This window comes from Aphanizomenon sp. CS-733/32 (genome assembly GCF_028330045.1).
GTDB lineage: Bacteria > Cyanobacteriota > Cyanobacteriia > Cyanobacteriales > Nostocaceae > Dolichospermum > Dolichospermum gracile.
In genome coordinates, this window is sequence record NZ_JAQMSE010000017.1 from 1 (window position 1) to 17483 (window position 17483).

Genomic DNA, 17483 nt, shown 5'->3' on the forward strand with positions numbered 1-17483 from the left:
GCGACTAGAAGTCGCAGCTACACAGACGAAACCCACCTTCGTGGGTTCAAAAGCCTTGATTTTTCGTTAGTCCACGCAGGTGGACTTTGTTTGTGTAGTAGCGATTTCTAATCGCCGGAAACTTTTCAAACATCCTCTAACATTGACTGGGAAGATAATTTAACACCAGTTGATTATGTCAGTCAAGCAATTGTATATTTATCTTTTCAAAAAGAGTCTTTAGGAAAAGCTTTTCACTTGCTAAACCCGCAGATTATATCTATGAATCACTTATTTAATTTAATTCGTGAACTAGGTTATCAATTACCACAGATTAGTTATGATGAATGGTACTCCCAATTAATTAATCTGATGCAAAAATCAGCAGATAAAAAATTAGAAATCATGTCTGCATTTTTTCCACCAACTTCACAGCAAAAAATCCCCGAACCAAAATTCGATTATCAAAATACAGTTAAGGGATTATTTGGTGCTAATATTAATTGTCCGCCCATAAATGAAAAGTTACTCAGCCAATATTTTAAAAATGACAATTTCATTTACAGCAAATGATCAAACTTAGACCGTTAAAATTTACTAATAATATCACATATTATACCTTGTCTCTTCTCAGTGGCATATTCATGGGAACAACCGTCGCCCCTATTGGTGCATGGTTCTTAGCCTGGGTATCCCTAGCCCCCTTGTGGATGCTACTAGTTAAAATTACACCAGAAACAGAGAAAAATTACTCATCTCCCCCTGTTCTTGGCTTCATCTGGGGCATCGGTTATCACGGTGTCGCATTGTCATGGATTACAGGTATTCATCCCATGGACTGGCTGGGTGTCCCTTGGCTACCGAGCTTAATTATTACCCTGTTTTGTTGGGCATTTATCAGCCTCTGGGGGGGAATTTTCGTCTCTATTTGGGCGGCTTTAATGGTGCGTTTAGATAGGGGAAATCCTTGGTTGCGTGTTCTAGTTGGTACAGCAATTTGGTGTGGCTTAGAAAGCCTCTGGAGTGCTAGTCCTCTATGGTGGAGTTCTTTGGCTTACACTCAATCACCGCAAAATCTGGTAATTTTACATTTAGGACAGCTTTCTGGACCAAATACTGTAACAGCGGTAATTGTAGCGTTTAATGGGTTGATTGCGGAATATCTCACGCAGAGGCGAAAAGACGCAAAGGAAGAAAGAATAAGAATACTTCATCCAAAAACCTCTGTGTCCTCTGTGCCTCTGTGGTTCGTTAATTCTTACTTAATCCTAGCCACCACACTATTAATTACCTCCCATTTTATGGGCTTTATTCTCTATAACAACCCCCTGAATTTTACCCCAAATACAGCTTTAAAAATCGGTATTATTCAAGGTAATATTCCTAATAAAATTAAGGTTCTTCCTCAAGGTTTGCGTCAGGCTATGACAGCTTACACTCAAGGATATTTAAATTTAACTAATCAAGGTGTCCAAGCTGTTCTTACTCCAGAAGCTTCTATACCTATTTTTTCTCGTGATTTACTTCAAACTCCTTTGTTAGCTGCCATTCGAGAACAGGGTGTCATAGCTTGGGTAGGTGCATTTGGTGAACAAGGAAATAGTTATACAAATAGTTTATTTACTGTTCTTGGAAATGGGAAAGTTACCAGCCGTTATGATAAGTCTAAACTTGTACCTTTAGGAGAATATATTCCTTTTGAAAATATTTTAGGTGGACTGATTCAACGGTTATCACCCCTAGAAGCACATCAAGTTCCGGGTAAAGCCCAGCAAATTTTTGATACTCCTTTTGGTAAGGTAATTATTGGTATTTGTTACGAATCTGCTTTTGCGGAAAATTTTCGTTATCAAGCTTCTATGGGTGGGAAATTTATCCTCAGTTCTTCTAATGATGCCCATTATACGGCAGCAATGGCAGATCAACATCATGCCCAGGATATCATGAGAGCAATTGAAACCGATAGGTGGGCTGTAAGGGCAACAAATACAGGCTATTCGGCATTTGTTAATCCCCATGGGCAAACTCTCTGGAAATCGGCTTATAATACCTATCAAATCCACGCAGAAACTATTTATCCTCGTCAAACTCGGACTTTATATGTGCGTTGGGGTGATTGGCTAACTCCTTTATTGTTGGTTCTGAGTGCTTTGAGTCGGATATTCCGATCAAGTGTTATTTAGGGTTTGCTGAATAAGTTGTATGTGAGGGGAGGTGACAGGTGACAGGTTACAGGGAAGGAATTTTCTTCTTTCTTCTTTCTTCTTTCTTCTTTCTTCTTTCTTCTTTCTTCTTTCTTCTTTCTTCTTTCTTCTTTCTTCTTTCTTCTTTCTTCTTTCTTCTTTCTTCTTTCTTTCTCCTGACTCCTGACTCCTAGCCCTCAGGAAAAGACTTTTTCAGTAACCCCTAAATAGGGTTTGCTGAATAAACATAAAGTTCCTTCCGCAATGCTAATTTTTAGACACAAAAACTCCCAAATTATATATCTTGACAGTAGCATAAAATTTCCAGATGTCAATACCCTAGTAAAATCGTTAGCTTATTGATTACATTCTCAATAATCTTGAGAATCAACCGAGTATATTCTCAACAAACATAGAAATGTGATTTTTTTAAAAAAGAGATATTTGAAAAACTTATATGTCTGACTGCATTGCTAGAAAATTAGCAGCTATGGTTTAAATCTTCCTAGATTATCAGAAGATTTGAGACTCTCAGGACTGAAGCTGCTGAGATTCTTCAAAGATATGACTTTTTCATGGAAGAGTCCCCAAGAAGCTCACACTCACCTGTTCGCGCAAGCGTGATCCAAGGCATAAGGGAGTGTAGAGTATGTCCCAGGGTATCATGATGGAACCTGTAGTCCCGTAAGGGATATCTGGACTAATGAAAAATTAAGGCTTCTTAACCCACGAAAGTGGGTTTTGTCTGTGTAGCCGCAATTTATAGCCGCTTTTTTGATGGCGGTATCAACCGCTTAGTAGTGCTTCTACAAATTCGTAACTAGAAAATGGACGCAGATCTTCAATTCCTTCACCAGCACCAATAAATCGGATAGGTAAGCCTAGTTGCTGGACGACAGCGATCGCTACACCTCCTTTACCTGTTCCGTCTAATTTGGTTAAAACAACGCCACTGAGTTGGGCTGCTTGGGAAAATACTTCAGCTTGTCGCAGTCCATTTTGTCCCAAGGTGGAATCGAGAACTAACAGGGATTCAACGCGGGCATTAGGGGCTTTTTTACCGATGATTTTGCGAATTTTGCCCAGTTCGTCCATGAGGTTTTTCTTATTTTGCAGTCTCCCAGCGGTATCTATTAATAATAGTTCAGTTTCTCTTGATTGGGCAGCGGCGATCGCATCAAATACCACTGCTGCTGGATCTGTGTTTTTCCCAGGATTGGCGATAACTTCGACACCGCTTCTATTTCCCCAAACTTTGACTTGTTCCACAGCCGCCGCCCGGAATGTATCTGCTGCCCCAATTAGGCATTTATAACCGGATTTTTGGGCTAGGTGAGAAATCTTACCGATGGTTGTAGTTTTTCCTGCGCCATTGACTCCGGTAATTAACCAAATTGTGAGTTGATCTTTTTCCGGTGCAAAGCTGGGTTTGTCTGGGTTTTGCAAGGGTGCATCTAGCATACCTCTGAGAATTTCTTTCAGATAAGCGATCGCTTGTTCCGGTGGAGTAACTTCTGCCAGGATTTTTTTCTGGAGGGCTGCAATAATATAATCTGTTGCCTCTACACCCACATCTGCCTGGAGAAGTAATGATTCAATTTCATTTACAGCGGCTTGATTTAGAGGTCCTTGACCAACAATTGCTTTTAATTGATTTAGAATATTCCGACGGGTTTTATCTAAACCTTGGCGGAGTTTTTTCAACCAAGTAATTTCTTCTAGAGAAATATCTTCAGCTTTTCTCCCTTGGGCGGCTAAAACCTTGGCTGACCACTTAAACCCATCATCAAATACCAGTTCTGGAATCTCGACTTCTGTGGCTGTTGGAGTTATCGGTGTTTCTGGAATCTCTGTTTCTATCGCACTAGCAATTAATTTCTCTTGTTTAGCCTCTCTTTCCGCCGCCGCCCGTTCTAAAAAAGATAAATTAGCTGTTTCTAGTTCACTGACAACATTTTCAGGAATTTCTACTATATTTTCATCTACTTCTATCGGTGCAGTTTCTTCTACTGCTTCAGTTTCTCCTATTTCTTCAGTAACAGGATTTTCTTCAACAGCTACAGATGATTCTGTTTCTATTTGTTGTTTTTCTTGAATATTTTTATAAGCAGCTTTAGCAAAAGCCAACAAATCCGCCGTATCTGGTCCGGTTGTTGCTGTTTCAGTTGCTTCTACTGCGGCTGTTTCCTCCTGATTTGGAGTTTCAGGAGTATCAGCAGATTCATTATGCGGACGACGAAACCAATTGAAAGCCATTGTAGTTTAGGGAATGGGTAATGGGTAATGGGTAATGGGTAATGGGTAATGGGTAATGACAACTAACCAATTTAAACAGGTTGTTTTTGTTCGCTAACTCGGCGGAGAACACCATTAATAAAACGGTGTCCGTCTTCTCCACTGTAGCGTTTAGCTAATTCTACAGCTTCGTTGATGGCAATACTATTGGGAACTTTCATAAACTTTATTTCTGCGGTAGCTATTTGCAAGATATCCCTATCAATTTGGGCGAGACGGGTAACTTGCCAATCTACTAAAGCATGAGAAATAGATTCTTCGATAGCTTGATGATTTTCACTAACAGTAATAATAAGTGCTTTGGCGTAATTACGAACTTCCTTATCTTGATTAGCTAACTGAATTAATTCAGGAAAATCAACGGATGTACCTAATTGATTGATAGCTATTTGGGTATAGGAAATCGCCTCTTTCAACATAGTTCTGGCTGTATTTAAGTCAGCGGCTCTCGTTTCGCTAGTTAATAGACGATCATTACTTCGTTGTAGTTCGCCTGCGGCATTATTCAATGTATCCTGTACCTCTAATGTGAGGGTACGGACTGCCCCTAAAACTAGCTTAGAGACTAATTGCTCGTCTGATAGGGTTTCCAGTTTCTTGGGGTTAATTGGTAATTGGCTAAGGCTTAACAGAGCCAATTCACGGGCTATTTGTTGGGGTTTACGATGCTGCATACAGTTGGGATGATGAAAAATATATGAGTTCTAGCACAGATGAACAATTAGCTTATCTATTTTTTGTTCACTTTGCTAGATTGGTATCGAGTTTAGTTTCTATTTCGGGAATTTCCCGCTGTTGTATTTCTAAAGATGATCCTGCTGACAGTGCAGAAAGCTCGGATGTTTGAATATTAGGGGCGACTATACCACCTGACACAACTATCTTAAAAGCATCTTCGACGGATATAGAAAGATTAAGTACATCCTCTTCTGGTACTACTGCATACCATCCTGTAGTCGGATTGGGGGTAGTGGGAATAAATAGACTGAGGACAGGACGGGATATTTGATTTTGGATTTCATTGCTAATTGCGCCGGTGACAAATGCGATCGCCCAAATGCCCGGACGAGGGTATTCTACTAAAACTACTCGGCGAAATTTACCATTAGAATCCTTTAGGAGAGTTTCTAATAGTTGCTTGAGAGTTTTATATACCTGTCCCGCCAGAGGAATCGCCTGTAATAACCGTTCACCAAAATCCAATAACCACCGACCAGCAATATTCCTAGCCATTAAACCGATAGCCAGAATACTTAATAATGGTACGGCTAATCCTACCAAGAAATTCAGTATATTTACTAGAATTGGATTTAAGCCATCAAAGGGATTCAGTTGTTTAGGAACTTGGGTGAGAAAGTTAATTACCCAGGTAGCTATGGTAATTGTTAACCAGATTGTAGTTGCGAGGGGAATTATCACCAGCAAACCAGCAATCAGGTCATTTTTTAAGTCTTGTTTCCACCGTTCCATTCCCAAACCCCGATTCTCCTTATTTAGCTTCGTCAAACTGTTGTGATTATTTTCCATTTCAGCTTAGTCACATTGAGAAGATCAGCAACTGATGACAACAGGCTTTGATCATGGTGAGAAAATGCCCTTTGTCCTCTTCTCTCAGCATAAAAGTCAAACTATCGCTACAAAAGTTCGCAATTTTCCTAGTTCAATGTAAATATAGCCATTAGTCCACCGTAGTGACGGCTGGTAAATCTTTTAGAGTTGTTACTTACAGATTAATGAGGTACAGAATCTAAATTCAAAGCCAGACAGCAAACCAGTTTTACTCCTGACTCCTCCTGTATCTTTGTAATATAGCAACGGACAAAGCGGTTAGGACATCTACCAATGCTAAAACTTAGACACTAAGAGACCTTTAGCACTGTCACCTGTCACCTGTCACCTGCTATACTTGTAAACGATTGTTGCAAATCTGAGAGATATTATCTATCCTACCGCGCCATATCACCAAATGCTCACAATTTAGCCATGACTATTTTGAGTTAATGGGAATTAATTTTCGATCGCCTCTCTCACCAAAGTCGCCAATTTATCTGCACTATCAGGAACAGCGATCGATGCAGCTTTCTCTGCCATTTTCCCTAATTCCGTCGGCGACTGCAACAAATTCAACACCTGAGTTGTAAATATTTCTGGAGTTAAATCCGATTGTTTAAAGGACAAAGCCGCACCAGCTTGAGTAAATACTGCCGCATTATAAGATTGATGGTCTTCCGCCGCAAAGGGATAGGGAATCAAAATCGCTGGAGTACCACAAACTGCCAATTCTGTCAAGCTACCTGCGCCAGAACGACTAATAGCTAAATTAGCTCTTCGCAACAAAGCCGCCATATGATCATAAAAAGCCAGGGCGATATATTGGGGATGTTGAAGACTATGAATATCAGGGTCATTATCCCCCGTTAAATGGACAATATAAGCACCGGCTTGAAACAAAGCTTCCGCCGACTGTCGGACTAATTTATTTACAGCTACAGCCCCCTGACTACCACCAAAGACCACAATCAGAGGTACACCATCAGGAATAGGTAAATCTAAAGTGTTATTAACAGGCTCATCTAAAAATTGAGATCGCACGGGGGTACCCACACAAACAGTTTTTGTCCCAGGTAAATATTGAGTAGTTACGTCAAATCCTATAGCCACTGCCTTACACCAAGGACCAAAAAAGCGGGTAACTTTCCCCGGTAATGCATTGGATTCATGAAAAACCACAGGTAAACCCAAAGAACGCGCTGCAATCACCGCAGGACCTGCAATATAACCCCCTGTGGTGAAAACTCCTTGAAACTTTCCTTGTTGTAAAATCCGTCTAACTTGAAGAATCGAACTGATTAGTTTCCACAAAGTGCGGACAGAACCAAGACTCAAACCTTGCTGAAACCCTTCAACAGCAACCGTATTTAAAGGATATATCTTGGGAACTAACTGAGTTTCTAGCCGATTTGGCACACCCAGCCATTCAATATTGTATTCTGGCAGTTTTTGTGCCAATGCGATCGCCGGAAACAAGTGTCCACCTGTCCCACTAGCTGCTATAAGTAATTTAATTGATGGATTTACCATTCCCGACTATACCATTTATCTCCCAGTTTCATTAAGATAAAACAAATTCCTTATCTTGTATCATCAAATCAGTAAAATCTTCCTTATGACTAAAATTATCCCCTTATTAATGAAACGTAACAAAACATTAAGCCTTAGTATTTCTCTAATTTCCAGTGTACTAGCAATTGGTTTATCCAGCACTTGGCAATTGGCGCAAGCCGGTCAACCCGCAAATGCCCCCACTACACTCACTAACCTATTAACACAAATTGATAATGCTGCTAATCAAGGGAATGTGAACGGTGTCATGGAATTTTATAGTCCTACATTTACCCATAGTGACGGCTTAAACCGGAAAGCAATGGAACAAGCCTTAACAGGACTTTGGAAACGATATCCCAAATTACGTTACACAACCAAGCTAGAATCTTGGAAATCGGCAGGCAATACAATTATTGCAGATACTGTCACCACAATTAGCGGTTTACCAGCATCAGGTAATAATAATTTAACTCTGCAATCTACAATTAAATCGCGGCAAAAAGTCACAGGTGCAAAAATCATTCATCAGGATATTCTATCAGAACGGACTCAATTAACCGCTGGTAGTAAACCACCCCAAGTAGAAATTAAATTACCACAACAGGTAAAAGTTGGAGAAAAATATAGTTTTGATGCCATTGTCCAAGAACCATTAGGTGAAGATTTCCTCTTGGGAACAGCCATAGAAGAACCCATTCAGGCAAATAAACTTCTCAACCCGACAATTGCAAATTTAGAATTTCTCAATTCTGGTGGACTCTTCAAAATAGGACGCGCACCTTCTACTCCCGGACCTCAATGGGTTTCCGCTGTAATTCGCCGAGGTGAAGATATGACTATTATTACTCAACGGTTGCAGGTGGTTAAGAAGTAGGGAATAGGGAACAGGGAACAGGGAACAGGGAATAGGGAATAGGGAATAGGGAATAGGGAGTAAAAAAATACTCAATTACCAATTACCAATTAATTACAAACCCATGCAAAATCAAATTGTTTTCATTACTGGTGCAAGTAGTGGTATTGGTGCTGCTTGTGCCAGAATTTTTGCTCATGCTGGTGCAAAGCTGATTTTAGCCGCACGAAGGTGGGAACGGTTACAGCAATTAGCTGATTCGTTAGATATTCCATCCGAGAAAATCCATTTATTACAACTTGATGTGTGCGATCGCTTGGCGGTAGAATCAGCCATTGCTAACTTACCCTCATCTTGGAAAAATATTGATATTCTCATTAACAATGCCGGTTTAAGTCGCGGTTTAAGCAAATTGCAAGCAGGCGACTTTCAAGACTGGGAAGAAATGATAGATACGAATATCAAAGGCTTGCTTTACCTCACCCGTTATATTGTCCCAGGAATGGTAGAACGGAATCATGGTCATGTCATCAATATCGGTTCTATTGCCGGACATCAAACCTATCCTGGGGGTAATGTTTATTGTGGAACAAAAGCCGCCGTTAAAGCCATTTCTGAAGGCTTAAAACAAGACCTTTTAGGAACTCCCGTGCGAGTGACATCTGTAGATCCTGGTATGGTAGAAACAGAATTTAGTCAAGTCCGTTTTCATGGTGATACAGAACGGGCTAAAAAGGTGTATGCAGGCGTTAAACCTCTAACTCCTGATGATGTAGCCGATGTGATCTTTTTCTGCGCCACTAGAGCCAGTCACGTTAATATTAACGAAGTCATACTGATGCCAGTTGACCAAGCCAGCGCCACCCTAGTAAACCGGCGGCTGTAACCTCTTCCAGACTCCGGCTAGGAATGTCTGAAAGTAGCCGTATCTCTACTGTATTCAATTTTCAGTTAAATAAATCACTAATTCGAAAGACAAATTGTCAAACTTGATTTTCGATTTTGTGGGTTTGGAGAAATCGCTACATATTTAAATCAAAATAAGCCTTAGTTTAAAAAACTAAGACTCCATATGAGATTATTTAATATTTTCTTAATTTAATTAATGTTTTATTTGTTGATTCAAAAACTGATTTACAGGTTTGTTAACCATGCAATCAAGCCATTTCCAGTAATCGCTTCTACAGCTATGAGTGAGACAAAGCCAATCATGGCTAAACGTCCGTTGAGCTTTTCTGCGTATTCTGTGAAACCCGTTCTTGGGGTTTGGTCTACATATACTTTTGGTTCAATCGCAAAGCTGTTAAGTTGACCGAGTTCGTTGGTGGTAAAGCCTTTAACTGTCATGTTTTTTTCTTTTTTGTTTTTTTACGTAAATAAATATAACATTTTGTAAATATTTTTTGCAAGGGCTTGACATGACAAAAAAATACGGTAAGCCGAACGAAATTTAGTACGGTATACCGTATAATCAAGTTCAGTAAAAATGCGATGAGGTCTATACTGTGGTTGCCATTCTTTTAAACCTTTCACTAGTTCAGAAAGAGTGGGTTTGATTTCTAAGATGTAACCTAATGCGTGAGGAATATTCAGTTCCCAATTAAGTAGGCTTAATTGTTAGATAGTGGAACAGGCTTCTAGCCAGCTGACGGGCAAGATGGCCATCCCACATCTTATATTTAATTGCAACCAGCCACTTACCATCATTATGCAATGCCGAAAATTGCTGTAAAAATCAAAATCACGCAGCGATCGCACCCCAATAATGTAGGTTGTATTACTAACAGTGCTATAGTTATCCAATCGGTTCTGATGGGGTGCAGCCATTGGACGTAAGGGGGAAAGTCTGGTGCGAATCCGGCACTGTCCCGCAACTGTGAGCCATAATATGGTCAGTCAGGATGCCCGCCGAAAGAAAGACGTTTATAAAATCTGCGAGGTACAGATGATATCTAGAAAAAAACCGGGGTTAGTCAGTCTAATCCTCATGGCTGTTATTAGTTTTTACTTAGTAGTTGGTTTCCCCAAACCCGCCTACGCAATGCACATTATGGAAGGGTTTTTACCGGTGCAGTGGGCTATTTTTTGGTGGGTTGTCGCATTACCATTTTTTGTTTTAGGATTGCGGAGTTTGACTCGCATTACCAATGCTAACCCGGAATTGAAACTTTTGTTAGGTTTGGCTGGTGCTTTTACTTTTGTACTGTCAGCGTTAAAAATTCCTTCTGTCACAGGTAGCTGTTCTCACCCCACAGGAACAGGGTTAGGTGCGGTGCTGTTTGGACCCATGACGATGACAGTTTTGGGTAGTTTGGTATTGTTATTTCAAGCTTTGTTACTGGCACATGGCGGTTTAACTACTTTGGGTGCAAATGCTTTTTCAATGGCGATCGCTGGCCCATTTGCCGCCTACTGGATCTATAATCTCACAATGGGACTGAGTGGTAAACAAAGAATCGCCATATTTTTAGCCACCGCATTGGCAGATTTACTTACTTATATGATTACAGCTATCCAACTTGCTTTGGCTTTTCCTGCACCTGTGGGTGGATTGATCGCTTCATTGATTAAGTTCGCGGGAATTTTTGCTATTACTCAAGTACCCTTAGCAATTAGTGAAGGATTACTAACTGTGTTGGTGTGGAACTGGCTACAATCTTATAATCCTCAAGAATTGGAACTTTTGCAATTGATCAAGGGGAGAAATCAAAGTCATGAATCAATCTAATAAAAGCTTAAATAACTGGTTTTTAATATTAGCTATTTTAGCATTAGCAATTGCACCTTTAATATTTGTGCGTGGGGCAGAATTTAGTGGTGCAGATGGTGAAGCTGAAAAAGCCATTACAGAAATACAACCTGGATATAAACCCTGGTTTAAATCATTTTTTGAACCAGCTAGTAGTGAAATTGAAAGCTTATTATTTGCATCACAAGCAGCTTTAGGTGCGGGAGTAGTTGGTTATGCAATTGGTGTATATAAAGGACGTTCTCAGCAACCAAAACGTGAAGAATGAGTCTACAATTAGATACTTTAGCTTACACCAATCAACTACGAAAATTACCACCAGAACATAAACTAATTTTTGCATCTACGACTCTGATTATTTCTCTTTGTAGTCATGCCTTAGTACAAATTTTAATAGCACTTTGGATGACTGTCTGGATAGTAATCTATGCAAGAATTCCGGCTGGTGTTTATTGGCGATTGTTGATGTTTACCATAGTTTTCTGTTTGACAAGTTTACCAGCATTAATGGTAAATGGAGTTGCGATCGCTAATTTGCCAATCGTCCAATTAGATTCATGGTATGGACTGACTTTTGGACAGTTCTATATTTATATTAGCCGTAGTGGCAGCATTCAAGCATGGGGAATTTTAACTAGAGCATTAGCTTCTACATCTTGTTTATATTTTCTCGTGTTAACTGTACCTTTCACAGAAATATTACAAACTTTACGTTGGTTGAAATTTCCAGCCCTTTTAACCGATTTATTATTACTAATGTATCGGTTGATTTTCATTTTGCTCAAAACAGCCAATGAATTATTAACAGCACAAAATTCTCGTGGTGGTTATAGCACTTGGCATACTAGCATGAAGAGTTTAGCATTATTAATCGGACAATTATTACAGCGAACCTTACAACAATATAGTCAGTTTTCTCTCGGATTACAAGCACGAGGTTTTGCTGGTGAATTACGATTTTGGCATCCCCGACGTTATCATTCATCTCCACGATATACCGTTGAAGCAATTTGTGGCTGTGTCGTATTAATAGGATTAGAAATTTGCCGAAATGCAGGAATATTTACTCGAATTTGAGCAAGTATATTACACCTATCCAGGTTCAGAAAGGCTACAGCCACCAGCTTTAAATGGTTTAACCATGAAAATTCCCTCTGGAAAGAAATGTGCCTTAATTGGTCAAAATGGTTGTGGTAAAACCACACTTTTCTTATTAGCTAATGGACTATATAAACCCAATTCTGGTATTGTTAGTTGGTGTGGTAAACCGTTAATTTATAATCGTCATTATCTCAGTAAGATTCGCCAAAAAGTCGGTTTAGTATTTCAAGATCCTGAACAACAATTAGTAGCTTCTACGGTTGAAGAAGATATATCTTATGGTTTGTGTAATTTGGGTTTACCAGAAACAGAAATTAAACAGCGAGTAGAACAAGCATTAATTGAATTTGGATTAACCAATTTAGCAGAAACACCAGTACATCATTTAAGTTTGGGACAGAAAAAGCGAGTTTCCATTGCTGATGTTATGGTATTACACCCGGAACTATTAGTGTTAGATGAACCAACGTCATACTTAGATATTAAACATACTCGAAATTTGATGAAAACACTCAAAGAAATTCATCAAAATGGCAATACTCTATTAATAGCAACTCACGATTTGGATTTAGTATATCGTTGGGCAGATTGGGTTTTTGTCATGGATAAAGGACAATTGATGCTAGAAGGAACACCAGAAGATGTATTTAGTCAAAAGACACTTTTGGAGGAATTAGAATTGGGTATACCATTAATTTTATGCTGAAAACTCTTGTGGGGTAGACATCTTGCCTACCCTATAATAAATTTTACCTACCCAAATCGTGCATTTCATTAATTACCGCGAAAGTATGCGTGTCATACGGGACTGACCACCGACCACTTAAAGGCGTGATACAGTGCCAAACTAATTAAGGGTTCACGAGTTCTAATATAATTGAGGAAGGAATTAGGAGTCAGGAGTCAGAACTTATTTTAACTTCTAACTCCCAAATCTAACTGCTGATTTTTCCTAGATAAGTTGCCTAATGTTAAAGCCTGTTGTCCTTGAGGTGAAGTAGCATAACCTAAAAATGCTTGCAATCCGGCACTAGCAGGGTCTTTATAGACATAATACAGCGATCGCTTATAGGGGAAAGGGGAATAATTTTGAGATATCAACAATAAGGAATCCTGTGTGAGTTGTGAATATTGCCACAGTCAGATCCCCGACTTCTTAGAGAGGTCGGGGATCTTGTTCTTGATCACTAATTTAGCGATTGCTACATAGTCCAGGTGGTTGGAAATTGCCTAGTACCGCAGGGCGGAAGTCAAAAGTCAAAAGTCAAAAGTCAAAACTAATACTGAGCAAGCTTTTTGGCGATTGATAATGGTTGATTTATTTACGCCGTGTTGTACTAGTACAGTGTATATTAATAATTGATAAAATAATTAAAGGAGAATTTACCCCATGAACAAATTACTAGATGAAACCCTATCTAATGAAATTGCTAAAACCATCAAAAGTAAAGCTAAAAAACCTTTTGATAATGCTTATAAAGCAGTTTCAATCACCGAAGGGGCAAAGTATATACAAGGCTTTTTAGTATTTGCAGGCCAGCCCTATAAACCGGTGGAACATGGTTGGATTGAAGTTAATGACGTAATCATAGATCCGACACTTCCCCATTTACAAAAAAATCCCCAAGAACTGTATTATTTTCCCGCCCAAAGCCTGAGTGCCAAAAAGCTCAAAGCTCTTATTGAAGAATCCAAAGAAGATTATCCAGAGGATGATCCTTTACCTATTTATGGCGAAGCCCCCTATGATTATTATGGTGATGTCATGTTGGGTGGTCTAGAATATTTGACAGCTTATCAAGCAGCACAGGCAAAATGTCAAGAAATCAATGGTTTAAATTTTGAAAAAAATTAGTCTCCCAGGGTAGAATTTCACATTATTTTCCTCCTAAATTGTTATTTATGGGCATCTCTCCATCTCCAAGTCAATCCAATCCCGAATACCGTCGTCGAGAAAATGACTGGCGGTTATTTTTACGCTTAGTTCCCTATGGTCGTCGTCATGGCAAACTATTAGCAGTATCCATGTTCATGCTTGTTCCGATTGCTGCTGCTAGTGCTATCAAACCCCTATTAGTAGGACAGGCAATTTCTTTAATTCGTAAAGAACCTAGCACATATCAATTTCTTCAAAATATCCCCCTGTGGCAAGGTTTAAATATCCTCATTGGTTTATTACTGATAGCAACTGCTGTTCGTTTATTATTAACAGGTGGACAAGGTTATTTAGTGCAAAAACTAGGACAGAAAATCACAGCAGATATTCGTGAGGATTTATTTACTCATGTAACATCTTTAGCAGTTCGGTTTTTTGATCAGACACCTGTAGGTAAATTGATTACGAGACTAACCAGTGATGTCGAAAATTTAGGAGATGTTTTTTCCACTGGGGCTGTAGGCATTGTCTCTGATTTACTATCTATGGTAGTAATTGTGGGATTGATGTTTTCAATTCAATGGCAACTTGCTTCTTTGTTAATATTCATTCTCTTGCCAGTAACTTGGTTGATGATTTATTTTCAACAGCGGTATCGCATGGCTAATTATAAAACCAGAGAAGAACTTTCTACACTCAATTCTCAACTTCAGGAAAATATTGTCGGTATCAATATAGTCCAATTATTTCGCCGCGAAAAATTTAATGTCGAGTTATTTCGAGCTAATAACCAACGTTATATTAAGGAAGTAGATATTAGCATTTGGTATGATTCCGCAGTTTCTGCAACCTTAGAATGGGTTGGTTTAATTGCCATTTCCGGTGTACTATGGTTAGGTAGTTGGTTATTATTAAATCAACAAATCTCTTTTGGGATTTTATCAGCATTTATTTTATATGCCCAACAATTTTTTGAACCATTGCGGAATTTTGCGGAAAAGTTTACGGTGATTCAATCTGGTTTTACGGCTATTGAACGGGTGGTTGATATTTTAGATGAACCTATCGAAATTAAAGATTACTCTCAGCCTCAAAGTTTAAATGTAGATTTTGAATTTGGCTATATTAATGAGATAGCTTCTAAGTTAGAATCTCAAGATTTTACACCCGTTCCGGCTTTGGGAGAAATTAAGTTTGAAAATGTTTCCTTTGCTTATAAAGATGATGATTACGTGATTAAGAATTTAGACTTTACTATTCACCCAGGGGAAAAGGTGGCTTTAGTTGGTCCAACCGGTGCCGGTAAAAGTTCGATTATTCGGCTGTTATGTCGTCTTTATGAACCAACTCTAGGACGGATTTTGATTGATGGTGTGGATATCCGCGAGATTCCCCAAGTTGAACTAAGACGTTATATGACGGTGATTTTGCAAGAGGCTTTTTTGTTTGCTGGTGATGTCAAAAGTAATATTACTTTGGGTGACAATTACAGTTTTGCAGAAATTCAACAAGCAGCAGAAAAAACAAATGTGGCGACGTTTATTAACCAATTACCTCAAGGTTATGATACTCAGTTACGAGAACGAGCAACTAATCTTTCCAGTGGACAAAAACAACTTTTAGCCTTTGCGAGGGCGGCTATTCGTAATCCGCAAATTTTGGTTTTAGATGAAGCCACAGCGAGTTTAGATGTGGGAACGGAGGCTTTAGTTCAAGAAGCTTTAAATCAGTTGTTAGTACAACGAACTTCAATTATTATTGCTCACCGTCTCTCGACAATTCGGAATGTGGACAGAATTTTTGTCTTGAAACGGGGAGAATTAATTGAACAGGGAAGTCATGAAGAATTGTTACAACAACAAGGATTTTATGCCACCTTACACAATTTACAAATGTTAGGAACTTAATCACAGGTGTGCAGCATTCCCGTTGCTGTTGGCGAAATTCTTGCCGTTACTGTTGATATTTCCTGATCAGATTGTTATGGTTTCATGGCGGCCATTTTAGGTCCGTATAGCAGGGAAAAGTCCCTGCATTTCTACTTTTCTAGGTTGGAGAAAATGGCAACTCAATGATATAAAAATCTCTAGATCTCAGTTACAAAACTTAATTACAAATCACGAATTATTTTAATCTATTTCTGTTTCTACTTTATCCCCACGTTCCAGTTCCCAGAGAATTTGATTACCTTCACGTCTTACCCGTGAAACTATCCAATTTCGCCAACGCCATTCATCTCCCCGACTGGTAACGGCGCTAGAGTGAACACCCATTAAGTCTGCTAATTCTGAACTGGTAATTAGGTAGCCTTTTTCGGCAATTTCGTCTGCAATCCGCAAGGTTTCCACCAAATTGCGAAGTTGCAAAACCCTGATTTCAGTGGGTTGTTCGTTGGTTGTAGTCGCAGTTGGTGTTGTAGATAGTTCCATAGTGCTGGTATCTGATGCAGACAGACTGCTTTCTAGTGTATTTTTATTAGTTATTGTAGAGTTTATCGGATCATTAGGTACTTTTACTACGCTTATTTCGCCAATTTTAGGTAAAGTTTCGTGAAGAAAGTCGGGTAATAACTGTTTTAGGTGGGGGACTTTGTGATTGGCGAAGGAACGGGCAATTAGATCACAGCGTTCATTGCCAATATTACCTGAATGTCCTCGGACGTGCTGCCATTGTACCCTTTGGCTATTGAGTTGATCAAGAATTTCTAGGAGGTCTTGGTTTTGGACGGGATTTCCATCCGACTTTTTCCAGCCGTTCTTTTTCCAGCCCTTTACCCATTTTGTCACACAATCAATGACATATTTACTATCTGTGTACAGGGTAATAGGTTCAGTTTGTCGAGATGATTGGAAAAATTCCAAGGCGGCGATCGCTGCCTGCATTTCCATTTTATTATTAGTAGTGTGCTGGGATGAATCGCCCATTTCGTGAACTGAACCATCATTAAAATAGACGACTGTACCCCAACCACCCGGGCCAGGATTGCCGGTGCAAGCACCATCTGTGTATATACTTTTAATTAGACGTTGGTTAGACATACTACAAGTATCAAACTGTAAATATTATCAAGAAAGTAATTACTGACGAATTTTAGTCAATAGTCTTTAGAATATCATAGTTAATAATCTGGTTTTTCAGATTTGGTAAGGTTAATACACTCTGTTTATTTGAAAATGAGAATTGCTGTTTTAATCCCCGTTTAATCCCACATTCCGCACCCCAAACTGTCACAGATCAAAAAAGCCCTTAAAGTAGTACATAATAACTAAAGTCAATTCAAAAATTAAGATGCTTAATGAGAATAAATAGCATTAAAAGCGAAATGGTGTGATAAAGTGAAAC

At 39.1% G+C, this 17483-nt stretch carries 18 protein-coding genes, 1 pseudogene and 1 riboswitch; of the genes and pseudogenes, 10 read left to right on the forward strand and 9 right to left on the reverse strand.

Annotated features, from left to right (window positions below; translation table 11 throughout):
• The first annotated feature begins 261 nt into the window (after positions 1-261).
• Both PN471_RS01100 and lnt read left to right on the forward strand, forming a co-directional pair.
• Positions 262-552: a hypothetical protein gene (locus PN471_RS01100; RefSeq protein WP_271775319.1), complete on the forward strand. Its 291-nt coding sequence runs from the start codon at positions 262-264 to the stop codon at positions 550-552.
• On the forward strand, positions 549-2162 hold the full coding sequence (lnt, locus tag PN471_RS01105; RefSeq protein WP_271775320.1) for an apolipoprotein N-acyltransferase: 1614 nt from the start codon (positions 549-551) through the stop codon (positions 2160-2162). The genes PN471_RS01100 and lnt overlap by 4 nt, the downstream gene beginning before the upstream one ends.
• Positions 2163-2948: 786 nt before the next feature.
• Here lnt and ftsY read toward each other — a convergent pair.
• From ftsY to murG, 4 genes are all read right to left on the reverse strand, one after another.
• The gene (gene ftsY / locus PN471_RS01110) at positions 2949-4418 is read right to left on the reverse strand and encodes a signal recognition particle-docking protein FtsY (RefSeq protein WP_271775321.1); all 1470 of its coding nucleotides are present in this window, start codon (positions 4416-4418) and stop codon (positions 2949-2951) included.
• A 71-nt stretch (positions 4419-4489) separates the two neighbouring features.
• Entirely contained in the window at positions 4490-5131 is a 642-nt protein-coding gene (nusB, locus tag PN471_RS01115) for a transcription antitermination factor NusB (RefSeq protein WP_193897610.1), read from the reverse strand.
• A 67-nt stretch (positions 5132-5198) separates the two neighbouring features.
• Positions 5199-5984: a DUF502 domain-containing protein gene (locus PN471_RS01120; RefSeq protein WP_271775322.1), complete on the reverse strand. Its 786-nt coding sequence runs from the start codon at positions 5982-5984 to the stop codon at positions 5199-5201.
• Between the two features lie 480 nt (positions 5985-6464).
• Positions 6465-7538 (reverse strand): undecaprenyldiphospho-muramoylpentapeptide beta-N-acetylglucosaminyltransferase, encoded by a 1074-nt coding sequence (murG, locus tag PN471_RS01125; protein WP_271775323.1) that lies wholly within the window; start codon positions 7536-7538, stop codon positions 6465-6467.
• A gap of 85 nt (positions 7539-7623) precedes the next feature.
• Here murG and PN471_RS01130 point away from each other — a divergent pair, with 85 nt between their 5' ends.
• Both PN471_RS01130 and PN471_RS01135 read left to right on the forward strand, forming a co-directional pair.
• On the forward strand, positions 7624-8436 hold the full coding sequence (locus PN471_RS01130) for a nuclear transport factor 2 family protein (protein WP_271775324.1): 813 nt from the start codon (positions 7624-7626) through the stop codon (positions 8434-8436).
• A 103-nt stretch (positions 8437-8539) separates the two neighbouring features.
• Positions 8540-9301: an SDR family oxidoreductase gene (locus PN471_RS01135; RefSeq protein ID WP_271775325.1), complete on the forward strand. Its 762-nt coding sequence runs from the start codon at positions 8540-8542 to the stop codon at positions 9299-9301.
• Between the two features lie 248 nt (positions 9302-9549).
• Here PN471_RS01135 and PN471_RS01140 read toward each other — a convergent pair whose 3' ends face one another.
• Positions 9550-9762, reverse strand: a complete 213-nt coding sequence (locus PN471_RS01140) for a chlorophyll a/b-binding protein (RefSeq protein ID WP_168493346.1) — start codon at positions 9760-9762, stop codon at positions 9550-9552.
• Between the two features lie 270 nt (positions 9763-10032).
• Complete coding sequence (locus tag PN471_RS01145; protein ID WP_271775326.1) at positions 10033-10242, reverse strand: hypothetical protein; 210 nt, start codon at positions 10240-10242, stop codon at positions 10033-10035.
• A riboswitch (cobalamin riboswitch) is annotated at positions 10203-10342 on the forward strand. Its footprint overlaps the gene before it by 40 nt.
• Positions 10343-10360: 18 nt before the next feature.
• On the opposite strand from PN471_RS01145, the gene PN471_RS01150 reads away from it, so the two are divergent.
• From PN471_RS01150 to PN471_RS01165, 4 genes are read left to right on the forward strand one after another with little or no spacing between them, the layout of a single operon-like run.
• Positions 10361-11143, forward strand: coding sequence for an energy-coupling factor ABC transporter permease (locus tag PN471_RS01150; protein WP_271775327.1), 783 nt, complete (start codon positions 10361-10363; stop codon positions 11141-11143).
• Positions 11130-11432 carry an energy-coupling factor ABC transporter substrate-binding protein gene (locus PN471_RS01155; protein WP_193897580.1) on the forward strand — a complete coding sequence of 101 codons (303 nt, stop codon included), beginning with the start codon at positions 11130-11132 and terminating at the stop codon, positions 11430-11432. The genes PN471_RS01150 and PN471_RS01155 overlap by 14 nt, the downstream gene beginning before the upstream one ends.
• A complete protein-coding gene (cbiQ, locus tag PN471_RS01160) occupies positions 11429-12241 on the forward strand; it encodes a cobalt ECF transporter T component CbiQ (protein WP_271775328.1) in 813 nt (270 codons plus the stop codon). Before PN471_RS01155 ends, cbiQ begins: the two co-directional genes overlap by 4 nt.
• Complete coding sequence (locus tag PN471_RS01165) at positions 12216-12971, forward strand: energy-coupling factor ABC transporter ATP-binding protein (protein ID WP_271775329.1); 756 nt, start codon at positions 12216-12218, stop codon at positions 12969-12971. The genes cbiQ and PN471_RS01165 overlap by 26 nt, the downstream gene beginning before the upstream one ends.
• A gap of 95 nt (positions 12972-13066) precedes the next feature.
• Here PN471_RS01165 and PN471_RS01170 read toward each other — a convergent pair.
• Positions 13067-13138: pseudogene (locus tag PN471_RS01170) on the reverse strand (1-acyl-sn-glycerol-3-phosphate acyltransferase); the annotation flags it as partial.
• A 42-nt stretch (positions 13139-13180) separates the two neighbouring features.
• Positions 13181-13366: a hypothetical protein gene (locus PN471_RS01175; RefSeq protein ID WP_271775330.1), complete on the reverse strand. Its 186-nt coding sequence runs from the start codon at positions 13364-13366 to the stop codon at positions 13181-13183.
• 289 nt (positions 13367-13655) lie between these two features.
• Here PN471_RS01175 and PN471_RS01180 point away from each other — a divergent pair, with 289 nt between their 5' ends.
• Positions 13656-14120: a hypothetical protein gene (locus PN471_RS01180; RefSeq protein WP_193897573.1), complete on the forward strand. Its 465-nt coding sequence runs from the start codon at positions 13656-13658 to the stop codon at positions 14118-14120.
• Positions 14121-14167: 47 nt separating this feature from the next.
• Positions 14168-16048: an ABC transporter ATP-binding protein gene (locus PN471_RS01185; RefSeq protein ID WP_271775331.1), complete on the forward strand. Its 1881-nt coding sequence runs from the start codon at positions 14168-14170 to the stop codon at positions 16046-16048.
• Positions 16049-16270: 222 nt separating this feature from the next.
• On the opposite strand, the gene rnhA is transcribed toward PN471_RS01185, so the two are convergent.
• Positions 16271-17179, reverse strand: a complete 909-nt coding sequence (gene rnhA / locus PN471_RS01190; RefSeq protein ID WP_271775332.1) for a ribonuclease HI — start codon at positions 17177-17179, stop codon at positions 16271-16273.
• Between the last annotated feature and the right edge of the window lie 304 nt (positions 17180-17483).